Genomic DNA, 21,449 nt, shown 5'->3' with positions numbered 1-21,449 from the left:
TCAAACCTCCAGGCGCAGCATGTCGTCCGTCGTCTCCCTGCGCAGCAGCAGCCGGGCGGCGCCGTTGCGCACGGCGACCACCGCGGGCCGCGGCAGCCGGTTGTAACCACTGGCCATCGCGTAGCAGTAGGCACCGGTCGCCGCGACGGCCAGCAGGTCGCCGGGAGCCAGCGTGTCTGGCAGCCAGCAGTCTCGGACGACGATGTCGCCGGACTCACAGTGTTTTCCCACCACGCGAGACAACGCCGGGGTCACCGGCTCGTCGCCGTCCGCGGCGGAGCGCGAAACCACCCGGCAGTCGTAGACCGCGTCGTAGAGCGCCGTGCGGATGTTGTCGCTCATGCCGCCGTCGACGCTGACGTACCGGCGGGCGGACTCGTCGCCGAGCGCGACGTCCTTGATCGTGCCCACCTCGTACAGGGTGAACGTGCCCGGACCGGCGATCGCCCGGCCGGGTTCGCCCGCGATGCGCGGCACCGGAAGGTCCGCGTACGCGCATTCCTTGCGGACGATCTCGCGGATCTGCGTGATCATCTGCGAGGGCGGCGGCGGGTTGTCCTTTTCGGTGTAGGCGATGCCGAAACCGCCGCCGAGGTCGACGACGTTCATCTGCTCCAGCAGGTCCCGGCCGTGCTCCTTGGCCAGTTCGGCGAGCAGTCCGACGACGCGGCGCGCGGCGACCTCGAAGCCGTCGGCGTCGAAGATCTGCGAACCGATGTGGCTGTGCAGGCCGACCAGCTTGAGCGACGGCGCGTTCAGCACCCGGCGCACGGCCTCGGCGGCGTCGCCGGAAGCCAGCGAGAAACCGAACTTCTGGTCCTCGTGCGCGGTCGCGATGAATTCGTGCGTGTGCGCCTCGACGCCGACCGTCACCCGGACGAGCACCTTCTGCTCGACCTCGTGCGCGGCGGCGATCTCGGCGAGCCGGGCGATCTCGTAGTACGAGTCGACCACGACGGTGCCGACGCCCGCCTCGACGGCCGCGTCCAGTTCGGCGACCGATTTGTTGTTGCCGTGGAACGTGATCCGCTCCACCGGGAAGTTCGCGCGCTGCGCGACGGCCAGTTCGCCGCCGCTGCAGACGTCGAGGCTCAGTCCCTGTTCGGCCACCCACCGGGCGATCTCGACGGACAGGAACGCCTTCGACGCGTAGTGCACGAGCGCCGGGTCGTCGAACGCCTCGGCGTAGTCGGCGCAGCGGGACTTGAAGTCCGCCTCGTCGACCACGAACAGCGGCGTGCCGTAGGTCTGCGCGAGATCGCGCACGTCGACGCCGGCGATCCGGACGACGCCGTCCGCGGCGCGATAAGTGTTGCGCGGCCACACTTTCGCGGGCAACTGGTCGAGTTCGCCCGCACTCGCGGGCGGGAACCCGGAGGCGTCGGCATGGGGGTAGACGTCGGCGTGGCGGGGGCCCGCGGGGTGCGCCATTGTTTACATCCGTTCCGGAGCGGAGACACCGAGCAGCGACAGGCCGTTCGCCAGGACCTGGCGCGCGGCTTCACACAGAGCGAGCCGGGCGTACGTGAGGGGAGTGGCCTCCTCGTCGCCCTGCGGGAGGACCCGGCCCACGGTGTAGAACTTGTGGTACGCGCCGGCCAGTTCCTCGAGGTAGCGGGCCACGCGATGCGGTTCGCGCATCTCCGCCGCCCGGCGCACCACGGCGGGGAATTCGCCGATGGTGCGGATCAGGTCGCCTTCAGCAGGCAGGGTGAGCAGTCCGAATTGGACGTCCTCATCGGACTCCGAGATCTTGAGGCCGAGATCCGCCGCGCCGCGCCGCAGCGACGACAGCCGGGCGTGCGCGTACTGCACGTAGTACACCGGGTTGTCGTTGGAATGCTTGCGCAGCAAGTCCAAATCGATGTCCAAAGAGGAATCGACGGAGTAGCGGATCAGCTCGTAGCGGGCCGGGTCGACGCCGACCGCCTCCACGAGGTCCTCGAGCGTGATCACGGTGCCCGCGCGCTTGGACATCCGCACCGGCTTGCCGTCGCTGACCAGGTTCACCATCTGGCCGATCAGCACCTCGACCGTCGCCGGGTCGTCGCCGAACGCCGCCGCGGCCGCCTTGAGCCGGGCGATGTAGCCGTGGTGGTCCGCGCCGAGCATGTAGATGCAGAGGTCGGCGCCGCGGTTGCGCTTGTCCTTGAAGTACGCGAGGTCGCCGGCGATGTAGGCGGTGCTGCCGTCCTTCTTGATGACGACCCGGTCCTTGTCGTCGCCGTACTCGCTGGACTTCAGCCACCAGGCGCCGTCGGCGAAGTAAAGGTTCCCGGAGTCCTTGAGCTGCTGCACCGCCGCGTCGACCGCGCCGGACTCGTGCAGCGAGTTCTCGTGGAAGTAGACGTCGAAGTCGGTGCCGAACTCGTGCAGGCTCTGCTTGATCTGGCTGAACATCAGGTCGATGCCGATGCGCCGGAAGGTCTCGTGCCGCTGCACCTCGGGCAGGCTCAGCGCGCTCGGCTCGGCCTTGATCACCTCGGCCGCGATGTCGCTGATGTAGCCGCCCGCGTAGCCGTCCTCCGGCGCGGGCTCGCCCTTCGCGGCGGCGATCAGCGAGCGCACGAACCGGTCGATCTGCGCGCCGGCGTCGTTGAAGTAGTACTCGCGGGTGACGTCCGCGCCCTGCGCGCTCAGCACCCGGCCCAGCGCGTCGCCGACCGCCGCCCAGCGCGTGCCGCCGAGGTGGATCGGGCCGGTCGGGTTCGCGGAGACGAACTCGAGGTTGATCCGGCGCCCGGCCAGCGCGTCGCCGCGGCCGTACTCCGCGCCCGCGGCCAGCACCTGGCGCACGACCTCGCCCTGCGCGTCGGCGGCGAGCCGGAAGTTGAGGAAGCCCGGTCCGGCGACCTCGGCCGCGGCCACCCCGTCGGCCCCGGCGACGACCTCGGCGAGCGCCTCGGCGAACTCGCGCGGCTTCAGCCCGGCTTTCTTGGCCACCTGCAGCGCGAGGTTGGTCGCGTAGTCTCCGTGGTCCGGATTGCGCGGGCGTTCGATGGTCACGGTCTCCGGCAGCACGGCGGCGTCGACGCCGCGAGCGGCGAGGACCTGCTCGGCGGAGCTGCGGACCAGATCGGCGAGAGCGGCGGGAGTCACTCGCCGAATTCTAGGTGCGCTTCAGCCGCGCGCTTCCAGCGGTACAGGCTGGCGAGACGGCGGGCACACCGGAGGCGGATGTTCCGCTCGCCGGGGCGCCTCGCGGGTGTTCACGGTGATCGCACGCGCGGTCTCTACACTGGGCTACCGGCAGGGTCCGTCCGGATCCCTCCCCCGCTCTCACGAGGAGATCTCGGCAATCATGGCCAACGGGACCACCAAGAAGAAGGGCTCGTCCGCGTCCGCGGTGAAGGCGGCGAAGAACCGCTCGGTCGTCGCAGGCAAGCGTACGCCCTGGGGCACCATCATCGGCGTCGTCGTGGTGGTCGCCCTGCTGGCCGGCGTCATCGTCTACTACTTGCAGGCCTCCGCGCCCAAGCGCGACCAGGCCGCACGGGACGAGGCGGCCGCCGCGTTCGCGCCGACCGCGAGCAACCCGGACCCGTCGAAGAAGATCCCCGGCGTCGTCACCAAGCAGTACACCGGATCGGTGCACATCCTGCCCACCGAACGGGTGGCCTACGACCAGAGCCCGCCGTTCGGCGGCCCGCACGACGGCTACTGGGCCACCTGCACCGGCGTCGTGTACCCGACCGCGGTGCGCAACGAGAACATGGTGCACTCGCTCGAGCACGGCACGGTGTGGATCGCCTACAACCCGGACCTCGTCAAGGGCGACCAGATCCCGCTGCTCGAAGCGCGGGTCAAGGGCAAGCCGTACACGATGATGTCGCCCTACCCCGGCCTGGACAAGCCGATCTCGCTGCAGTCGTGGGGCCACCAGCTGAAGCTGGACAGCGCCGACGACCCGCGCATCGACCAGTTCATCGCCGCGCTGCGGACCAACCCGAACGGCGTGTACCCGGAGATCGGCGCCTCGTGCGACGCGCTCGGCAAGGGCATGTTCGACCCGAGCAACCCGCCGAAGTTCGACCCGAGCAAGCCGGGCAAGGACGCGAAGCCGATGGACTACAAGGGCAGCACCGGGGCCCAGGGCGAGCAGGGCGGCATGCCGGGGACCCCGCCGGCCGGGCAGTGACCGTGGGCCGCTCCGAAGACGGCTCTGGCCAGGCCGAGACCGGCGGTGTCGAAACCGCCCGTTCCGCCGAGACCGAGACTGCCGGGGCCGACGAATTCGCCGAGGAGTCCGCTCCGGCGGAGCGGACCGGCTGGTCCCGGTGGGTGGTCATCGGCGGGACGCTGATCGCGGTGCTGCTGGTCGGGGCCGCGATCGGGGTCTTCGCGACCCGGCTCACCGACGGCAGCGACGCGGTGCCCGCGACGCCGGGCGCGGGTTCGGTCGAGGTCGGGTTCGCCCAGGACATGTCGGTGCACCACCTTCAGGCGGTCACCATGGCCGGCTGGGCGCGCGACCACTCCACCGACCCGGAGATCCGCCAGCTCGCGTTCGACATCGAACGCACGCAGACCGAGCAGGTCGGGCGGATGAAGGGCTGGCTCATGCTGTGGGACCAGCCCGAGCAGGCGACCGGCGCATACATGACGTGGATGACCGAGCCGATGGGCCACGCGGGCATGCAGATGCCGACCAGCAGCCCGGCGGGCGGCGCGCCGATGCCGGGCATGGCCACCGACGCGGACCTCGCGAAGCTGCGCTCGCTGTCCGGCCGCGCGCTGGACGTCGAGTTCCTGCAGCTGATGCTGCGGCATCACCAGGGCGGCGTCGCGATGGCCGAGTACGCGCAGGACCACACGTCCAACGACGCGGTGAAGGCGCTGTGCCGCAGCATGCTGGTGTCGCAGGGCGCGGAGATGGACCAGATGAAGATCATGCTCAAGGGGCGGGGAGCGCAGCCGCTGCCGTTCTCGTGAGTGTTGGCGCCGGTTAGAACCGGCGCCAACACTCACGAGCTTTTGTACGTGGGCCGCGCCAGCTCCCGGATGTCGCCCAGCGTCCCCCACTCGTCGCGCCCCAGCCGCGCCAACGGCCGCAGCCGCTCGATCAGCGGATGGTCGCCCTCGAGAACGTCCTCGCTGACCGCCAAGTGCACGACCCGGCCGAACACGACCGTCGAGCGTCCGAAACCGACCGTGCTGTGCAGTTCGCATTCGAACGCCACCGGCGATTCCGCCACCCGCGGCGGGCGGACCTTCAGGCTCGGCTCGCGGGTGAGCCCGGCCTCGTCGAATTCGCTCAGTTCCGGCGGGAAGTCCGCGCCGGTGGCGTTGATCTGCTCGAACAGCGGCTCGGGCGCGAGGTTGACGACGAACTGCCGGGTCGCCTCGACATTGCGCAGGGTGTCTTTCCGGCCGACCGAGGTGAACTGCAGGACCGCGGGCGCGGCCGAGGCGACGGTGAAGAACGAATGCGGCGCGAGGTTGTCCACTCCGTCGCGGGAAACGCTCGACACCCAGGCGATGGGCCGCGGCACGACGGTCGCGGTCATCAGGTGGTAGAACGCGTTCGGGGCCAGCTGGGCGGGGTCGAAGTCCTTGCGCATGGCCCCCGGTCTACCAGGACAGCTCCGCGCACCGGCGGGCGCATTGCGGTCCCTCGACTTGCAGCGTCGCGTGTTTGATCTGGTAGCGGACCGACAGCAGGTCCTGCGCCTTGGTCAGCACGGTGGACTGTTCCGCGCCGGCCTTCACCGTCAAGTGCGCCGAAGCGACCTCCATGCCCGAGGTGAGGGTCCAGACGTGCAGGTCGTGCACGTCCGCGACGCCCGGCAGCGCGGCGAGTTCAGTGCTGATCTCGCCGACGTCCACGCCGGCCGGTGCGTGCTGGAAGAGGATCCGCAGCGCGCGGCGGGCGAGCGTCCAGGTGCGCGGCAGGACGAACAGGCCGATCGCGACACCGATGATCGGGTCGGCGTAGCGCCAGCCGGTGGTGAGCGTGATCGCGCCGCTGAGCAGCACGCCGACCGAGCCGACGAGGTCAGCCAGCACTTCGAGGTACGCGCCACGGACGTTCAGGCTCTCCTTCGCGCCCGAGCGCAGCACCAGGAAGGACACGACGTTGGCGACAAGACCCGCGGCCGCGGCGAGCAGCACCGGCAGACCCGGCACTTCCGGCGGGTCGGTGATCCGCCCGATCGCCTCGACCGCCACGTACCCGGCGACGCCGAACAGCAGCACGGCATTGGCCAGCGCGGCAAGGACTTCCGCCCGGTACATGCCGAACGTACGGCTGGGCGTCGGCCCGCTGCGCCGGGCGAGCACGATCGCGGCGAGCGCCATTCCGACGCCGAGAACGTCGGTGAACATGTGCGCGGCGTCGGAGATCAGCGCGAGCGAACCGGTCGCGAAGCCGACCGCGAACTCCAGCACCATGAACCCGGCACCGACCGCGAGTGCGATCAGCAGCGCGCGGACGTAGCGGCCGGACGCGCTCGCCGGAGCGGCGGTGTGCCCGTGGCCGTGCCCGTGTCCCATCGCTCGCCTCCCCGTTTCGGTGTCGAGAGGAATATATAGTGACATGCGCATATGTGCAATACAGGGTAGCCTAACTTCACTCTAATGCCTGGTGGAGCGTTTCTCCCAGCCCTGTTCCGCGAGGTGGGAAAGGTCAGCGCACGAGCCGGAAGAACCCGCGGATCTGCTCGACGAGCGACGCCGGTTGTTCCATCGCCGCGAAGTGCCCGCCGCGGGGCAGCCGCTCGAACCAGCGCAGATCGGTGTACTTGAGCTCCGCCTGCCGCCGCGACGGGCGGATGATGTCGCGCGGGTAGACCGAGATGCCGGACGGCGCGGTGACGAGATCGCCGAAGCTGCGGAAGCTCTCCCAGTACAGCCGCGCGGACGACGTCGCCGACGCGGTGAACCAGTACACCGAGATCGCGTCGAGCAGCTGCTGCCGGGTGACGGCGTCCTCCGGACGGCCGTTGTTGTCGGTCCAGGCCCAGAACTTCTCGGCGATCCAGGCCGCCTGCCCCGCCGGCGAGTCGGTCAGGCCGTAGCCGAGCGTTTGCGGACGCGTGCCCTGCTGCCCCGAATATCCCTGGCCGGTGCGCCGGAACTCGGCCGCCGCTTCGGCGCCTTCGCGCTCCTCGTCGGTCTCGTCCTCGAACTGGCCTTGAGGCGCGGCCGCCATGTTGACGTGCACCCCCGCGACCCGCTCCCGCGCCACCTCGCCGAGCGCCCCCGAGACCGCCGAGCCCCAGTCGCCGCCCTGCGCGCCATAGCGGCGGTAGCCGAGCGAGACCATCAGCCGATCCCAAGCAGTCGCGATTTTCCGCACACCCCAACCGGTCTCGCTCGGCTTGTCGCTCCAGCCGTACCCCGGCAGCGAAGGCGCTACGACGTGAAACGCGTCCGCCGGATCGCCGCCGTGCGCCCGCGGGTCGGTCAGCGGGCCGAGGATGTCCAGGAATTCGAGCACCGAACCCGGCCAGCCGTGCGTGATCACCAGCGGAAACGCGTCCGGTTCCGGCGAAGGCAGGTGCACGAAGTGAATCCCGAGGCCGTCGATCTGCTGGCGGAACTGCGGGAAGACGTTGAGCCGCTCGGCGAACCCGAAGTCGTAGTCCTCGGCCCAGCTGCGGCACAGCTCCCGGGCGTACGCGAGCGGCACCCCTTGCGCCCACCCCTCGGCGGTCTCCGCCTCCGGCCACCGAGTGCGCCGCAACCGCGCCCGCACGTCGTCGATGTCCTCTTCAGCCACCCTGACCTGGAACGGCTCGGCGCTCACCGCCGCCTCCCTCCGCGTCGACGATCCGACGGTACCGCGTTAAGGACCCCGCCGTGAGCGGTGGAAAAGGGGCATGCGCTAGGCTCTGTTCAGTCGCGCAAGCGAGCCCTCGTAGCTCAGGGGATAGAGCACTGCCCTCCGGAGGCAGGTGTCGCAGGTTCGAATCCTGCCGAGGGCACAGCGAACCGGGAACGGGCGGATGTCAAGTCTGACATCCGCCCGTTTTTCGTTTCGGCGCTGATCGCGTCTCCGGTCCTGTTCAGCAGACGTACCAGGAGCGGGTGACCACGCCCGCGGAGAGCTGTTTCCGCATGTCGAGGCAGTAGAACTTCGCGGGAGTGTCGCCGACCGGGACGCCGTACACGCGCAGGTGGCCCTTCCGCCAGCCGTTCGTCCCGTAAACCTCGCCGTGCCAGAAGATCCCGCCGCCCGCCGGGTTCGCCCTGCCGTTGTTCAGCACTTTCCACGGCTGGGCACTGCTGAAGACGATCTTGCCGTCGTAGATCTGGTAGTCCGTTCCCACCACGACGATGTCTCTCGCCCACTGGTCGTTGGGGTCCCGCTGCCAGTTGATCGTCGCGATTTTCTGGCCGCATGCCGCGTAGCCGACATACCGGCGGGCACCGTCGTCATTGACAACGGGGCGGGGGCATTGCACCGTTTCCGGCTCGGCGGGAAAGACGCTTGCGGCCGAGGCCGGCGGCGATGCGATAGAGGTCGCGAGCGCGGCGATACCGAAGGCCAAACTTTTCGCGGCGACAGGTGAGAACATCGATGATTCCCTTCTGAAGTCGGATATGGTTCGAATAGTTGTCCACGTACTCCCAGGGCAACGGCTGCGGGAGGTTGCGGCACGCAGTGGCAGGCGCGACCCCTCGCCACGACCGCAGTTGCCGCCGCAACGGCTTTGACAGAGTTTCTCGTCCAGAATCTCGGTATAGTCAGGCAGAAAATGCTGGCTTCGCTGTTACGCCGCCATTTCGAAGAGCCCCGCCCAAGCAACGTTATCCGCGGAACAACACCCGAGACAGGGTTTAAGCCGGAGCTAAATAGCTGTACCTCGACGGTGTTCAAAACGGCAAGTTAGTCCGAGGTGCGAGCTTCGTGCAGGAAGCTGGCGCGGGCCAGGTTCCCGAAACGCAAGCGCACACCTCACGCCGGGCGGACGAGGCGGCTCTCGTAAGCGAAGATCACCGCCTGTACACGGTCGCGGAGGTCGAGCTTGTGCAGGATCCGCCCCAGATGCGACTTCACCGTCGCCTCCGCGAGATGCAAAGCAGCGGCGATCTCGGCGTTGGACAAACCGCAGCCCACCTGGATCAGCACCTCTCGTTCGCGGGCGCTGAGTCTGCTGAGCCGTTCGTCGCGGGCGGTGGTAGCGGCGTCGGGGAGGTGCGGGCGGAATTTTTCCAGCAGGCGACCGGTGACGCGCGGGGAGACCACCGCGTCGCCGGCGGCTACGGTGCGGATCGCGGCGAGCAGTTCCTCCGGCCTGGCGTTCTTGAGCAGGAAGCCCGAGGCACCGGCTTTGAGCCCGGCGAAGGCGTATTCGTCCAGGTCGAAGGTGGTGAGGATCAGTACCTTCGTCCGTGGGCAGGTCTGGCGGATCTGCCGGGTCGCCTCGATTCCGTCGGTTCCGGGCATGCGGACGTCCATGAGCACGACATCGGGGCGCAGATCGGCGGCGAGGCGGACGGCGGCGGCGCCGTCCGCGGCTTCGCCGATCGGGTCCAGGTCCGGCTGGGCGTCCAGGACCATGTTGAACGCCATGCGCAGCAACGCCTCGTCGTCGGCGATCAGGATGCGGATCGTCATGCGGACACCGCGGAGCCGAAGACGAGACGGGTGTGCACTCGCCAGCCGCCGTCGGGGAGGGGGCCGGCCTGCACTGTGCCGCCGTAAGCGGCGGAGCGTTCGTGCATGCCGGTGATGCCGTTGCCAGGGTGAGGGGCGGAGGGAATCGGCGGGCCGGTGTCGGTGACGTCGACGGTGACGGCCTCGGCGGCGCACTCGATCCGCACTTTCGCGCGGGTGCCGGCGGGTGTGTGCTTGAAGGTGTTGGTCAAGGCTTCTTGCACCAGGCGGTAGACGGTCAGTTGCGCGGTCGCGGGCACGTGCGCGTGGTCGCCATCGATTTCGAGTTCGGTCGGGAGACCGGCGGCGCACATCTGGGTCGCGAGGGTGTCCAGTTGCGCGATGCCGGGCAGTGGGTGGCGCGCCGCGTCGGGGCGCAGGACGCCGAGGGAACGCCGCATGTCGGTCAGTGCTTGCCTGCCGGTTTCGGAGACTTGGCGCATCGCGGCGGTGGCTTTCTCAGGCTGCGCGTAGCCGGCGGCATCGGCTAGCGCGACCATGACGGACAGGTTGTGGGTGACGATGTCGTGCATCTCCCTGGTGATCCGGGCTCGTTCTTCGGCGACAGCCTGGTCCCGCATGACTTCCTGATAGGCCCGGGTAGTCCGGTGGTTGATCCCGAGGGCGGTCGCGGCGACGATCATTGCGGTGAGTGCGGCGAAGGGGGTCAGGAACGCACCGTCGGTCGCCCAGCGGAGGCAGGCGAGAACGGCGCCAAGTTCCACCACAGCGACCGCGACGAAGGTGACGCGCTCGGCTGAAGCAGCCACGGTGTAGAGAGCCACCAGAAGCGCGACGTCTGCGGGTAGCTGGATGCCTACTAGCCATTGAATGGCGGCGGCGATTGCCACTGCGCCGAAGACTGGGAGCGGGGCCCGGCGCCGCCATGCCAACGGCAGCGCGAGTGCGGCGGTGAGCACGGCGGCCACCGGCAGCTCCGCAGGTGTCCACATGATCAAGACGTGCAGCAGGAGAAGCGCGGGCAGCAGCGAGTCCTGCACTGCCGGCGGCAGCCGGGACGCCCAGCGCCGCTCAGTCCTCACCAGGCAAGGGTATGCGGACGGCTCGTCGCGCACATGAGCCTGGCGGCTGACTGCTGCGGGCCGGATTGCGACCGCAGAAGGAGTCTCGATACCGCCTGTGGTCGTAGTCCGGCGCTGGCGGGGAGCGCTCGATTGCCACTGAGGGCGGCACGGAGAACGGCTCTGGAGAGCGATGTGGCCGCACGGGTCCGCAGCCGAATATGGCCCGATGAACCTGTCCCTGCTGGAAATCCTGGCCTTGCTCAGTGCCGTCGCGCTGGTGGTGGCGCGTTGGCTTCCCGCCGTTGTCCGACCGCACGTCACGATCGCGGCGGGGGCGGTGTTCCTGCTCGCCGCGATCGCGCTTTGCGTGACCGGGATCCGCTGGCAGCTGCTGCCGGTGCTGGCGGGTGCCGTCGTCGCGGCCCCGTTCGCCTTCCCCCCTCTCGTGCGTAGCCGGGCTCGGCGGGTCCGCTGGTGGCTGGCATTGCCGGGATCGCTGGCCTGCGCCGGACTGATCGCCACCGGTCCCGTGACGGCGTGGGCTTTTCCCGTCCCGGTCTTCCCGGTGCCATCCGGCGGCTTCGCGGTCGGCACCCGTGTGCTGCAGTGGACTGACCCGGACCGTGCCGAGACCTTCACCGCCGATCCGCTGGACCGGCGCACGGTCGTGGCCCAGCTCTGGTATCCCGCGCAGAACAGTCCGGCTGACGCGTCCCGTGCCCAGTACCTCGGACGCACGGAGGACGAAGCGCGCACCGTCTCCGAAGCGCTCGCCCGCGGAGTCGGTCTGCCGGGTTTCCTGCTCGACGGGATCCCCCGCGCCCGCACCCACGCGATTCCCGACGCCCCGGTGGCCGCCGAGGGCGGACGGTTCCCGGTCGTGCTGTTCTCGCCAGGGTCCAGCGGAGTGCGCACCCAGAACACCGCGTGGGCGGAGGAACTCGCCAGCCACGGCTACGTGGTCGCCGCGCTCGACCATCCGTACGACTCCGCCGCCGTCGTGCTCTCCGACGGCCGGACGATCACCTCCGCGACCGTCTCCGCCGGCGACCGTGCCGAGGACGAACGGCTCGCCGCCGACTGGACCGCGATCCGGGCCGCCGACCTCAGCTTCGCGCTGACCCGGCTGGCCGGGCTCGTCGCCGACCCGCTGACCGGACGTCTGGACACCGGCCGGGTCGCCGCGACCGGGCACTCCATGGGCGGCGCGGCCGCGCTGCAGGCAGCCAGGCGGGACCACCGGTTCGACGCTGTCATCGACCTCGACGGTTACCCGCACGGCCCGCTGTCGCCCGCACTCGAACAGCCGACGCTCGCGCTCACCCAGGCCGTCACGCCAGGTACCGATCCGCGCTACCTGCCTCGGCTCGCCGAGGTGCTCACCCACGGCACGGCGACGAACTACCGGCTCACCATCCCCGGCGCCGCGCATCTCACCTTCACCGACGGTCCGCTGTATCTGCCGCCGGTGTCTTCGATTACCGGGTCGCTGGGGCGCGTCGAGAGTCCGCGCGTCGTCGCCGGCGCCAGTCTCGCGTTTCTGGATTCCGTGCTGCGTAAGGGCTCTGGCGATCTGGCCGGAGCGTTGTCGAGCTACGGCGAACTCAATGTGGTCCGGCCCGGCACCAGTCGCTGACCGGACTCAGGCCGAGAGCGCCGCCTCACGACCGTCCACACAGAACTCGACGGTCCGCCGCAGTCCTTCGTCAAGGGAAACCGCGGGGTGCCACCCAGTCGCCTCCCGAAAAGCGGAGGCGTCGATCGTGAGACTGCGGAAATCGGCAGCCTTGGCGTAGTCCGGCGGCGGCACCGACACGACTTTCACCGGCGGTTGTCCCGTCCGCTCCGCGACCAGGTCGGCCACTCGCCGGAACACCGCGCCGAGTGGTTCGCCGCGGCCGGTTCCCACGACCCAGCGGCGGCCGGCCAGTCGCGGGAGGTTGCGGGTCGCGGCGGCGAGGCCGACGGCGGCGTCTTCGACGTAGAGCAGGTCTCGCCGGACGGTGCCGTCGTGCCACATCGTCAACGGCTCGCCGGCGAGGGCGCGGCGGACCATGGTCGAGACCACGCCCTTGTCACGGGCGGAGGACTGTGCGCTGTAGCCGTAAGTCGCGGGCAGCCGCACCGAGGTCGCCCGCAGCACGCCTTCCGCGTCGGCGGCCAGCAGTATCTGTTCCGCGGCCAGCTTTTGCTTGCTGTACTCGTCGTTGGGCTGATCGAGTTCGGTGCCGTCGACGGTTTCGGTCTGGAGCGGGCCCGCTTGGGAAATCGCGCCGGTGAACACCACGCCCAGCCGGTCGCCGTGAGCCCTCGTGCGGGCCGCGGCGACGAGGTCTCGGGCCAGCCCGACGTTGACCCGCTCGGCCGCGCTGTCCCCCTCGTCGATCCGCCAGGTCGACGAACCGGTGATGTGGGCGACGGTGTGGATCACCACGGCGCAATCGCCGACCGCCTCGGCCAACGCACCCGGTTCGGTCAGATCGAGCGGGCACACCTCGACGTCGGCGACGGCGCCGGCCGGAATCGCCGCGGGACGCCGGGACACCGCGCGAATCCGGATCGGTTTCGCCGCGAGCCTGCGCAATACCGCCGAACCGACGAATCCGGTGGCGCCGAGCAGAACAATCTCAGTGCGCATCGATATCGACATCCTGAGTCCGGGCGGGAAAGAATGGGACGGCGGCTTCCGCGAAAATCTTCTTCGCTGCCGCGGGCCAGCGTAATGCCGTTCAATTGCGCCTTCGACGTGGTCGAATGGACACGGCACGATGCTTTTCGGGCCCGGGACCGAGTGGCCCCGGCGGCGGCAGCCCGGATCCGTGGACGGCGCCGGGCTGGCCGGGCAGCTTCCCCGCAGCGGGGAAACGGCGCGGCGAACTGGGGAATGCCGAGCGATGGCAAGGCTTTGCGGGCTGCTTCCGTCCGGAGGAACGGGGGCGGCGGCTCGTTCCCGGTGCGGCGCGCCGACCGCCGAGAACCGTGAAACCAGCGGCAATCAGGGGAGCGTGCGATGCGGATTCTGTTCACGGTGTCGAACTGGCCGGGGCATTACATGTGTCTCGTCCCGTTGGCCTGGGCCTTCCGGGCGGCCGGGCACGACGTCCGGGTCGCGTGCCCGCCGCAGCAGGTGCAGTCGATCGCGGCCGCCGGGCTGATGCCGGTTTCGGTGCTGGACGCGCCCGATTCGATGGCGGCCGCGCGGCTGGCGGTCTGGGTCCGGGTGATCAACACCCCGCCGCAGAGCGGCGAGACCCCGCTGCCGCTGCACCCGTTCACCGGCGAGACGCTGAGTTCGGTGCGCGATTTCGACCCCGGCGACCTCGGCGATTTCTGGAAGAACGCCGTCACCGCGGTGCTGCGCAGCTACGACAGCACCGTCGACTACGCCGCCGCCTGGCGGCCCGACCTCGTGGTGCACGACCTCATGGCGCTGGAGGGCGCGCTCGTCGGCGAGCTGAACGAAGTGCCGAGCGTCTACTACGGACCGGGTTTCATCGGCACCATCGAAACCGATCCGGACCTCAACCTGCTGGCCGGCGACCCCGTGCTGTGCTTCGCGAAGTACGGCGTGGAATGGTCGCGGCACAAGATCAAGTACGCGGTGGACCCGTCGCCGAGCGCGGCGATCCCGCCGTTGGGCGACGCGCTGCGCATCCCCGTCCGGTACCACCCGTACAACGGTTCGCAGGACGTGGATCCGTGGCTGCTGGGCCCGGTCCGGGGCAAGCGCGTGTGCGTGGTGTGGGGCAATTCGGCGACCGGGGTGTTCGGCAAGCAGGTGCCCGCGCTGCGGCACGCGATCGAATCCGCCGCGCAGCAGGCCGCCGAGGTGGTGCTCACCGCGGCGGTGTCCGAAGTGGAGGAACTCGGGACGCTGCCGCCGAACGTGCGCGTGCTGCGCAACTGCCCGCTGGAGCTCATCCTTCCCGGCTGCGACCTGCTCATCCACCACGGCAGCGCCAACACCCTAATGAACGGCATCGCGATGGGCGTGCCGCAGATTTCCCTCGCCCTCAACTACGACGGGCTGCTCTACGGCAGGCGCGTGGACCCGCTCGGCGCGACGAAGACGCTGCCCGGGCTGATGGCCGAACGGGAGGCGATCGACCAGGCCATCGGAGCGGTGCTGTTCAACCGCAACTACCGGCGCAGCGCCGCGGAGCTGAGCCGGTCGGTCGCCGAGGAGCCGACCGCCGCGCAGGTCGCGGGCCTGCTCACCAAGCTGGCCCGCACCGGCGAGCTGACCCAGGACGACGTGGCCGCCCTGCGCCGCGCGGACCGGTGACGGCCGGACGCGCGCGGCGCGGCCGCTGAACGGGCGTGCCCTCGGCGGATCCGGCCGCCGACCAGAACCGCAAGCTACTCAGGAGGCACGCGTGAGCGACGGTCGCGTCGTCGTGTTCGGCGGCACGGGGTTCCTCGGCCGCCAGATCTGCCAGAACTTCGTGGCCGCCGGACGCGAGGTGCTCGTGCTGGGGCGGACCGCACCGCGGGCGGCCGCGGGCTGCCGGTTCCGGGCCGTCGACGTCGCCAGGACGCCGACGCGGGACCTGGCCGGCCTGCTCGCCGCCGAACGCCCGGCGACGATCGTCAACGCCACGGGCAGCAAGTGGGGCCTCACCGGGCGAGATCTGGTGGACAGCTGTGTCGGGGCGTCGCGCAACATCATGGCGGCGCTGGCGGAAAGCGCGGTGACGCCCCGCTACATCCACCTCGGTTCGGTGCTGGAGTACGGGTATCTCGCCCCGCCGCCGGTCGGACCGGACAGCGCGTACGGCCAGCTCAAGCTCGCGGCGACGGAAACGGTGCTCGAGGCGGCCGCGGCTGGGACCGTGGACGCGGCCGTGCTGCGGCTGGCCAACGTGGTGGGCCCGGGCGCGGCGGCCGAAAGCCTGCCGGGCCTGGTCGCGGGCAAGCTCGCGGACGCCGACCGCCGCGGCGAACCCGCGTTGATCGAGGTGACCGCGCTGAACGCGCACCGCGACTACGTCGACGTCCGGGACGTGGCCGACGCCGTGGCGGCCGCGGCCCGGGTTCCGGTGCTGCGCGAACCCGTCGCGATCGGCCGCGGCGAGACCGTGCCGGTGCGCAAGCTGGTCGCCATGCTGGTCGAGGTCAGCGGGGTGCGGGCGACGGTGTCGGAACTGCCCTCCCCCGACCTTTCCGCGGAGTCGGAGGTGTCGACCCGGGTCGACCTGGCGCCGGCGCGCGAACTGCTCGGCTGGGCGCCGCGCCGCACCCTGCGCGACGCGATCGAGGCGCTCTGGCTCGACGCGAAGGAAGAACGCAAACGCGCGCAGCCCGTCCGGTGATTACGGCCACCGGACGGGCTGCGCGGGCGTCGGCTCAGACTACGTGCACATCCGGCACATAGAGAATCCATTTCCCGCCGGATTCCTGGAATTCCTTCTCCTTCGCCATGACCTCCTCGGCGTGATTCCACGCGAACAACAGCGCGTAATCCGGATAGGGCGCAGAGAACGCGGCGGGCGGCCGGACCGGAATGTGCGAACCCGGCATCAGCTTCCCTTGTTTGTCCGGCGTGGAATCGCACACGTAGGGAACCAGTTCCGTGGTGATCCCGCAGTAGTTGATCGCGGTCGCGCTCTTGGCGGTCGCGCCGTATCCGACAATCGTCTTGCCCTTGGCGCGCAGGTCGCGCAGCAGCGTCATGAGGTCGTCGCGGATGACCTTGGCGTTGGCGGCGAACTGGGTGAACGTCGCCAGGTCGGCGAGTCCCAGCGAGGCTTCCCGGTCGAGGAATTCAGCGACCGCCGCGTTCGGCCGCCGCGCGCCGGGCCGGGCCACGGTGTAGCGGGCCGCGCCGCCGTGCACCGCGAGATGCTCGACATCGACCAGTTCGAAACCGTAGCGCTCCACCAGGTTGCGCACCGACCGCACGCAGAACAGGTAGTAGTGCTCGTCGTAGATCTGGTCGAAAGCCTTGCTGGCCACGATGTCCGCGAGATAGCGCTCCTCGAAGACGAACACGCCGTCGTCGGCGAGCAGTTCGCCGACGCCTTCGAGCACCGAACCGATGTACGGGATGTGGCTGAAGGTGTTGGCGGAGAAGATGACCTTGGCCGGACCGTCGGCCTGCCGGATGGCGGCGGCCGAGGTCTTCTCGAAGAAGTCCACGCGCGCCCGCACGCCCGCGCGCTCGGCCGCACGGGCCGCTCCGGCGGACGGATCCACCCCCAGGTGCCGGACGCCGGCGTCGCTGATCGTCTTCAGCATGACCCCGTCGTTGCTGCCGATCTCGACCACGAACGGGTCGGGGCCGGCCAGCTCCGTCTCCAGGAACCGCTTCGCCACCAGCTCGAAATGCTTCGCCATCGAGGCCGATTCGGACGTGCGGTACGGATAGTCCTCGTGGAACATCATCTCCCGCGGCACCTCCGCCAGCAGCTGCACCATGGTGCAGGACTGGCAGAGCCCGGCGGCCAGATGGTAGAAGTACTCCCCGTCCGTCCGCCCCGGCACGAGGAACGCGTCGGAAATCGGCTGCCTGCCGAATTCCACGAACTCAGTGACGGTACCGCCGCAGATCCGGCATAGAGACATGTCGGGACGCCCTTCTCGATCAGGTCCTTGTGCAGAGTGGTCCCCCGGCCGCGTCACGGCGCGCTCCTCGCGGCGACGTGGCGGTCCAGGACCGCCTCGAGCAGCTCGATCTGGCGCAGACACGAGGTCTCGTCGACGGTCTGGCCCGCGCGGGCCGCCGAAACGAACCGGGAGAGAGTGGCGGCGACCTGGTCGACGCGCGGCCGGCGCAGGTACTGCGTGCCGTCCGGGCCGGCCAGCTCGATCACCGGGTCCTCGTCCGGCGGGGGCTGGTACGGCCGGTGCACCGCGATCCGGCCGCGGTCGCCGCGGAGCTCGTACTCCGCCCGGTACGCGTTGTCCATGCCGAAGGTCAGGTGCGCCGGAATGTCGTCCGGCGTCCGCAGCAGGATCGCGCCCGAGGTGTCGACCGCGTGTCCGGGTCCGCGGCGCAGCACGGTGCCGGCGACGCTCAGCTCGCCGAGGAAGTACATCGCGGCCCGCACCGGGTAAATGCCGATGTCCAGCAACGCTCCCCCGCCGAGCGCCTGCTGGTACCGGATGTCGTCCGCGGGCCGCGGCGGCACCGCGAAGGACGCGTGCAGCGACCGCAGCTCGCCGATGGCCCCGCCTTCGACCAGCCGCCGCACCTCCTCGTGCAGCGGATGCTGGACGAACATCACGTTCTCCATCAGCGCGAGCCCCCGCTCGCGCGCTAGAGCGAACAGCCGCGCGGTGGCGCCGTGGTTCGCGGTGACCGGTTTCTCCGCGAGCACGTGTTTTCCGGCGAGCAAAGCCCGTTCCACGTACTCCGGGCGCAACGCGACCGGCAGCGGAAGGTAGACGGCATCAACGTCTTCACGCTTCAGCGCGGCCTCGTAGCCGTGCGCCGGTTCCCCGCCGAAAACCGAGGCGGCAGCCGCGGCCTTCGCCGCGTCCCGGCTCGCGAGCACGGCGACGTCCACGTCCGTCATCGCCGCCGCGGCGGGCAGCATCCGCCGGAGCGCGATGTCCGCGCACCCGAGCACGGCGAGCCGCAAGGCGGTCACCGGGCGCCCGAATCCGTGGCGTGCCAGTCCATGCCGTTCAGGCAGGCGAGCAGGGTCCGCGCCTGGACGTTGAGGTAGTGCCCGTGCCGGACCAGCGACGTGAGCTGCTCGGCGGTCACCCAGAAATAGCCGGGCGGCGGGCTGAGCGGAACCTCGTCCGGACCGGTTTCCACGATCATGTACCGGCTTTCCGCGTTGAGGAAGCGGCCGCCCTCCTCCGAATGCACGGCCGAATAACGCACCCGCTCCGGGTCCGGGGAGAGGACGAGGTCGAGAAACCTCGGGCGCTGCTCCGCCGACGCGTAGTTCTCCGGAACGCACTGCACGGTCGGTGCCAGCTCCACTGTGTCCACGAACCCGCTTTCGACCCGGGCGTGCACCAAAACATGCGGAACGCCGTAGATCCGCTGGGCGACGAACGCCGCGACGCCTTGGGCCACCGGTTCGATCAATGGCTGCGACCACCGCGTCACCTCCCGGTTGCTGGCCTCCACGGAAACGCCGACGACCCGGAAGTACCGCCCGTCGGTCCGTTCGATCACCCCGCCGTCGCTCGCCCAGCCCGGCAGGCCGGCCAATCCGACGCGCTCCGAGCGCACGTCGTGTCTCGACCGTTCGGCGGTGAACCAGGACAGCAGTTCCAGATCGGAATGCAAGGCCCCGGACCGGTGCGGGTGCCCGGCCGGGGCGCACGACAGCACGGTCCGCGAATCCATGTTGACCAGATTGTCGAAGCCGAGAAGGGACCGGATCTGCCCGAAAGTGAGCCAGCAGAAGTTCTCGTCCAGCGGAACGTCCTCGTCGGTTTCGACGATCATGTTCCGGTTGCTCTTGCGGTAAAACCACGCGCCGTGCTCGGACTGCAGCACGTCGGCGAGCACCCGGGAACGGCTGGTGTCGACGAAATAGTCCAGGTACCGCACCGGCGAACCGCCGTGCACCCGGGTGTAGTTGCTGTAGGTCGCCTGCACGGTGGGGGAAAGCTGCAGCAGATTCGGGTTGCCCGGCTCCATTTTGGCCTGCATCAGGCAGTACAGCACCCCGTCGAACTCCTTGACGAGAATCCCGAGAATGCCGACCTCGGCCTGTTTGATGATCGGCTGGTGCCATTCCCGTCTCGGCTCCGGGCCGACCGAGACGTGCAGGCCTTCGACCGCGAAGAACCGGCCGCTGCGGTGGACGACGTTGCCGGTCGGCTCCTCGAACGACCAGCCGTCGAGACCGTCCAGCCGCACCCGTTCGACCTTGAACCGGTTGGCTTCGCCGCGTCCGGCGAACCAGGAAAGGAATCCGGAGATCGACAGCAGGCCCGCGTCGGTGACGGCCGCCGAACGCGCGATCCGCTGGGGCAGCGAGTGATCCTCCCTCGGCCGCAGCGAAGACCGGCTCGGAGTTCGCGTGCTGGGCTGCGACATGACTACCTCGCTTCCGTGCCGTCGAAAGAACGGTTTCACCACGCACCACGGTCGCGCGCGATCCAGTGCGGCACGACGGCCGTCCGGGATGATCGCGCGGCGAATCGTGATCGACGGCAGGACGGAACAACCGAATCGGCGCGCTTTCCGGCCGCTGCCCGGTTTCCCGTCCGCGAATCGCGGCGGTCCTCCTGCGACGTCCGGTCGAGGGCCCGCCTCCCACGGTCGTCCCCCCGATTTCCGTGCCGCAAAGATAACCTCGTACAAGTGCCCGGCGCTACCGCCGCGCCGCACAACGGCGATTCGCGGGCGAAACCGCCGTCAACGCCGCACAGACGAACACCGGCGACCAGGTTGAGCAATGCGGGTTTGCTTGGCACCCTCACTGCTGCCCGCGTCGTTCGCCGAATGGCCCTTGCCGCGGGCGGTCCCGGCGAAACAACGCTTCCGTTAAGACAGTGCTTCCCGAAACGTCATCACGTCAATTGATTTTCTCCCGATCCGATGGCGAAAGGCTCACGCGCGTGCGAATTCTCTTCTGCAGTCTCGGCAGTCCAGGGCACACCTATCCGTTGCTGCCGCTCGCCGTCGCCGCGCGCGACAGCGGACACGAGATCGCTTTCACCACCAGCGGACAGTTCCGAGATGCCTTGGCCGCGCTCGGTTTCCGGCACGAGGAATCCGGCGTGCCGGTGACCGAGGCGTATCAGGAGGGCTTGAGAACCGGCTTCGGCAAGGAAAGTCCGGACGGTCTCGGTCCGGACGAGCTCCGCGAGCTGTCGTCCCTCGTCTTCGGCAGGCTGATCCCGAAGCGGTCCGCGGGCCAGCTCGCCGAGGTGATCGAGCGGGTCCGGCCGGAGCTCGTCGTGCACGACGTGAGCAGCTACGGCGCCGCGCTCGCCGCCGCGGTGGCCGGGATTCCCGCGGTGTGCCACGGAATCGGCCGGGAAAGCCCGGACGAGTTCACCCTGGCGATCGAGGACAAGGTCCGCGGGCTGGCCGGCGAACTCGGGGTCGCGGTCCCTTCCGGACGGTTGATGGGCATGGGCAATCCGTATCTCGACCTGTACCCGGATTCGATGCAGGACCAGGAATTGCTGGACAGCGGACGGCGGTTCCCGCTGCGCCCGGTGCCGTTCTCCGACGACAGCGACCTGCCGGAATGGGTGCGCACCCGCGATCGCGGAAGGCCGCTGGCCTACCTGACCCTCGGCACGTCCGGCAGCGGCTCGGTAGGCGCGCTGCGGCGGGCCGTCGACGGGTTGGCCGCGCTGGACGTGGACGTGCTCGTCTCCAGCGGCCGCTCGCTCGACGTCAGCGAATTCGGGAAGCTCCCGCCGCGCGTCCGGCTCGAAAGCTGGGTGCCGCAGGCGAAGCTGTTCCCGGAGTTGGACCTGGCGGCGCACCACGGCGGGAGCGGCACGACTCTCGGTTCGCTGGCCGCCGGGGTGCCGCAGCTGTGCCTGCCGTGGGACAACGATCCGTTCGGCAGCGGGGACGCCGTGCTCTCCACTGGGGCCGGGCTGCGGCTGTTGCCTGATGAGCTGACGGCGGACGCAGTGCGGGAGAAGGCCGGGGAACTGCTGGCCGATGCCGGTTATCTGGCTGCGGCGGAGAAGATGGCGGCGGAGATCGCACAGATGCCTTCGCCGGAGGAAGTCGCGGCGGGGTTGGCTCGGTTCGCTGCGGGGTAAGGGTTTCGGGCCGGAGCCGCCACAGGGGGTAGCTCCGGCTTGGCTCCCGGCGGCCGCTGCACGATGAACCCGTGCAGCTGCCGGAGAGCTGCTGGCCGACGACGGTTATCTCACCGCGGCGG

At 69.8% G+C, this 21,449-nt stretch carries 18 protein-coding genes and 1 tRNA gene; 7 read left to right on the top strand and 12 right to left on the bottom strand.

Going from position 1 to position 21,449, the window contains the following annotated elements; genetic code table 11:
- On the bottom strand, positions 1 to 1,431 hold the full coding sequence (gene lysA / locus H4281_RS11960; RefSeq protein ID WP_182890962.1) for a diaminopimelate decarboxylase: 1,431 nt from the start codon (positions 1,429 to 1,431) through the stop codon (positions 1 to 3).
- 3 nt (positions 1,432 to 1,434) lie between these two features.
- Positions 1,435 to 3,099: an arginine--tRNA ligase gene (gene argS, locus H4281_RS11955; RefSeq protein WP_182890961.1), complete on the bottom strand. Its 1,665-nt coding sequence runs from the start codon at positions 3,097 to 3,099 to the stop codon at positions 1,435 to 1,437.
- A gap of 202 nt (positions 3,100 to 3,301) precedes the next feature.
- Here argS and H4281_RS11950 point away from each other — a divergent pair, with 202 nt between their 5' ends.
- Both H4281_RS11950 and H4281_RS11945 read left to right on the top strand, forming a co-directional pair.
- Positions 3,302 to 4,138: a thioredoxin-like domain-containing protein gene (locus tag H4281_RS11950; protein ID WP_182890960.1), complete on the top strand. Its 837-nt coding sequence runs from the start codon at positions 3,302 to 3,304 to the stop codon at positions 4,136 to 4,138.
- A gap of 143 nt (positions 4,139 to 4,281) precedes the next feature.
- Complete coding sequence (locus tag H4281_RS11945; protein ID WP_182891527.1) at positions 4,282 to 4,932, top strand: DUF305 domain-containing protein; 651 nt, start codon at positions 4,282 to 4,284, stop codon at positions 4,930 to 4,932.
- 32 nt (positions 4,933 to 4,964) lie between these two features.
- Here H4281_RS11945 and H4281_RS11940 read toward each other — a convergent pair whose 3' ends face one another.
- The 3 genes from H4281_RS11940 to H4281_RS11930 all read right to left on the bottom strand — a co-directional run bounded on the left by H4281_RS11940 (position 4,965) and on the right by H4281_RS11930 (position 7,747).
- Positions 4,965 to 5,561, bottom strand: a complete 597-nt coding sequence (locus H4281_RS11940) for a flavin reductase family protein (RefSeq protein WP_182890959.1) — start codon at positions 5,559 to 5,561, stop codon at positions 4,965 to 4,967.
- A 10-nt stretch (positions 5,562 to 5,571) separates the two neighbouring features.
- Positions 5,572 to 6,492 carry a cation diffusion facilitator family transporter gene (locus tag H4281_RS11935; RefSeq protein WP_182890958.1) on the bottom strand — a complete coding sequence of 307 codons (921 nt, stop codon included), beginning with the start codon at positions 6,490 to 6,492 and terminating at the stop codon, positions 5,572 to 5,574.
- Between the two features lie 133 nt (positions 6,493 to 6,625).
- Positions 6,626 to 7,747 carry an epoxide hydrolase family protein gene (locus tag H4281_RS11930; protein ID WP_182890957.1) on the bottom strand — a complete coding sequence of 374 codons (1,122 nt, stop codon included), beginning with the start codon at positions 7,745 to 7,747 and terminating at the stop codon, positions 6,626 to 6,628.
- Positions 7,748 to 7,852: 105 nt separating this feature from the next.
- Here H4281_RS11930 and H4281_RS11925 point away from each other — a divergent pair.
- Positions 7,853 to 7,925, top strand: a tRNA-Arg gene (locus H4281_RS11925).
- 81 nt (positions 7,926 to 8,006) lie between these two features.
- On the opposite strand, the gene H4281_RS11920 is transcribed toward H4281_RS11925, so the two are convergent.
- The 3 genes from H4281_RS11920 to H4281_RS11910 form a co-directional block, all read right to left on the bottom strand.
- A complete protein-coding gene (locus H4281_RS11920; protein WP_182890956.1) occupies positions 8,007 to 8,519 on the bottom strand; it encodes a hypothetical protein in 513 nt (170 codons plus the stop codon).
- Positions 8,520 to 8,899: 380 nt separating this feature from the next.
- On the bottom strand, positions 8,900 to 9,562 hold the full coding sequence (locus H4281_RS11915; protein WP_182890955.1) for a response regulator: 663 nt from the start codon (positions 9,560 to 9,562) through the stop codon (positions 8,900 to 8,902).
- A complete protein-coding gene (locus tag H4281_RS11910) occupies positions 9,559 to 10,644 on the bottom strand; it encodes a sensor histidine kinase (RefSeq protein ID WP_182890954.1) in 1,086 nt (361 codons plus the stop codon). Before H4281_RS11910 ends, H4281_RS11915 begins: the two co-directional genes overlap by 4 nt.
- A 208-nt stretch (positions 10,645 to 10,852) precedes the next feature.
- Here H4281_RS11910 and H4281_RS11905 point away from each other — a divergent pair, with 208 nt between their 5' ends.
- Complete coding sequence (locus H4281_RS11905) at positions 10,853 to 12,262, top strand: alpha/beta hydrolase family protein (protein ID WP_246411745.1); 1,410 nt, start codon at positions 10,853 to 10,855, stop codon at positions 12,260 to 12,262.
- 6 nt (positions 12,263 to 12,268) lie between these two features.
- Here the strand turns inward: H4281_RS11905 and H4281_RS11900 are convergent, their stop codons facing one another.
- Positions 12,269 to 13,264, bottom strand: coding sequence for an NAD-dependent epimerase/dehydratase family protein (locus H4281_RS11900; RefSeq protein ID WP_220507146.1), 996 nt, complete (start codon positions 13,262 to 13,264; stop codon positions 12,269 to 12,271).
- Positions 13,265 to 13,636: 372 nt separating this feature from the next.
- On the opposite strand from H4281_RS11900, the gene H4281_RS11895 reads away from it, so the two are divergent.
- Complete coding sequence (locus tag H4281_RS11895) at positions 13,637 to 14,911, top strand: nucleotide disphospho-sugar-binding domain-containing protein (protein ID WP_182890951.1); 1,275 nt, start codon at positions 13,637 to 13,639, stop codon at positions 14,909 to 14,911.
- A 91-nt stretch (positions 14,912 to 15,002) separates the two neighbouring features.
- Positions 15,003 to 15,938, top strand: coding sequence for an NAD-dependent epimerase/dehydratase family protein (locus tag H4281_RS11890; protein WP_182890950.1), 936 nt, complete (start codon positions 15,003 to 15,005; stop codon positions 15,936 to 15,938).
- A gap of 34 nt (positions 15,939 to 15,972) precedes the next feature.
- On the opposite strand, the gene H4281_RS11885 is transcribed toward H4281_RS11890, so the two are convergent.
- Genes H4281_RS11885 through H4281_RS11875 form a run of 3 tightly spaced genes read right to left on the bottom strand, consistent with a single transcriptional unit; the run spans position 15,973 to position 19,633 of the window.
- Positions 15,973 to 17,190, bottom strand: a complete 1,218-nt coding sequence (locus H4281_RS11885) for a class I SAM-dependent methyltransferase (RefSeq protein WP_182890949.1) — start codon at positions 17,188 to 17,190, stop codon at positions 15,973 to 15,975.
- Between the two features lie 53 nt (positions 17,191 to 17,243).
- A complete protein-coding gene (locus H4281_RS11880) occupies positions 17,244 to 18,218 on the bottom strand; it encodes a Gfo/Idh/MocA family protein (protein WP_220507145.1) in 975 nt (324 codons plus the stop codon).
- Entirely contained in the window at positions 18,215 to 19,633 is a 1,419-nt protein-coding gene (locus H4281_RS11875) for an NDP-hexose 2,3-dehydratase family protein (RefSeq protein ID WP_182890948.1), read from the bottom strand. The genes H4281_RS11880 and H4281_RS11875 overlap by 4 nt, the downstream gene beginning before the upstream one ends.
- A gap of 524 nt (positions 19,634 to 20,157) precedes the next feature.
- On the opposite strand from H4281_RS11875, the gene H4281_RS11870 reads away from it, so the two are divergent.
- Entirely contained in the window at positions 20,158 to 21,327 is a 1,170-nt protein-coding gene (locus H4281_RS11870) for a glycosyltransferase (RefSeq protein ID WP_220507144.1), read from the top strand.
- The last annotated feature ends 122 nt before the right edge of the window (positions 21,328 to 21,449 follow it).

It is taken from the genome of Amycolatopsis dendrobii, from assembly GCF_014145675.1.
Classification (GTDB): domain Bacteria; phylum Actinomycetota; class Actinomycetes; order Mycobacteriales; family Pseudonocardiaceae; genus Amycolatopsis; species Amycolatopsis dendrobii.
The sequence above is the reverse complement of the archived record's forward strand: the minus strand, read 5'-3'. Positions and strand labels throughout refer to the sequence as shown.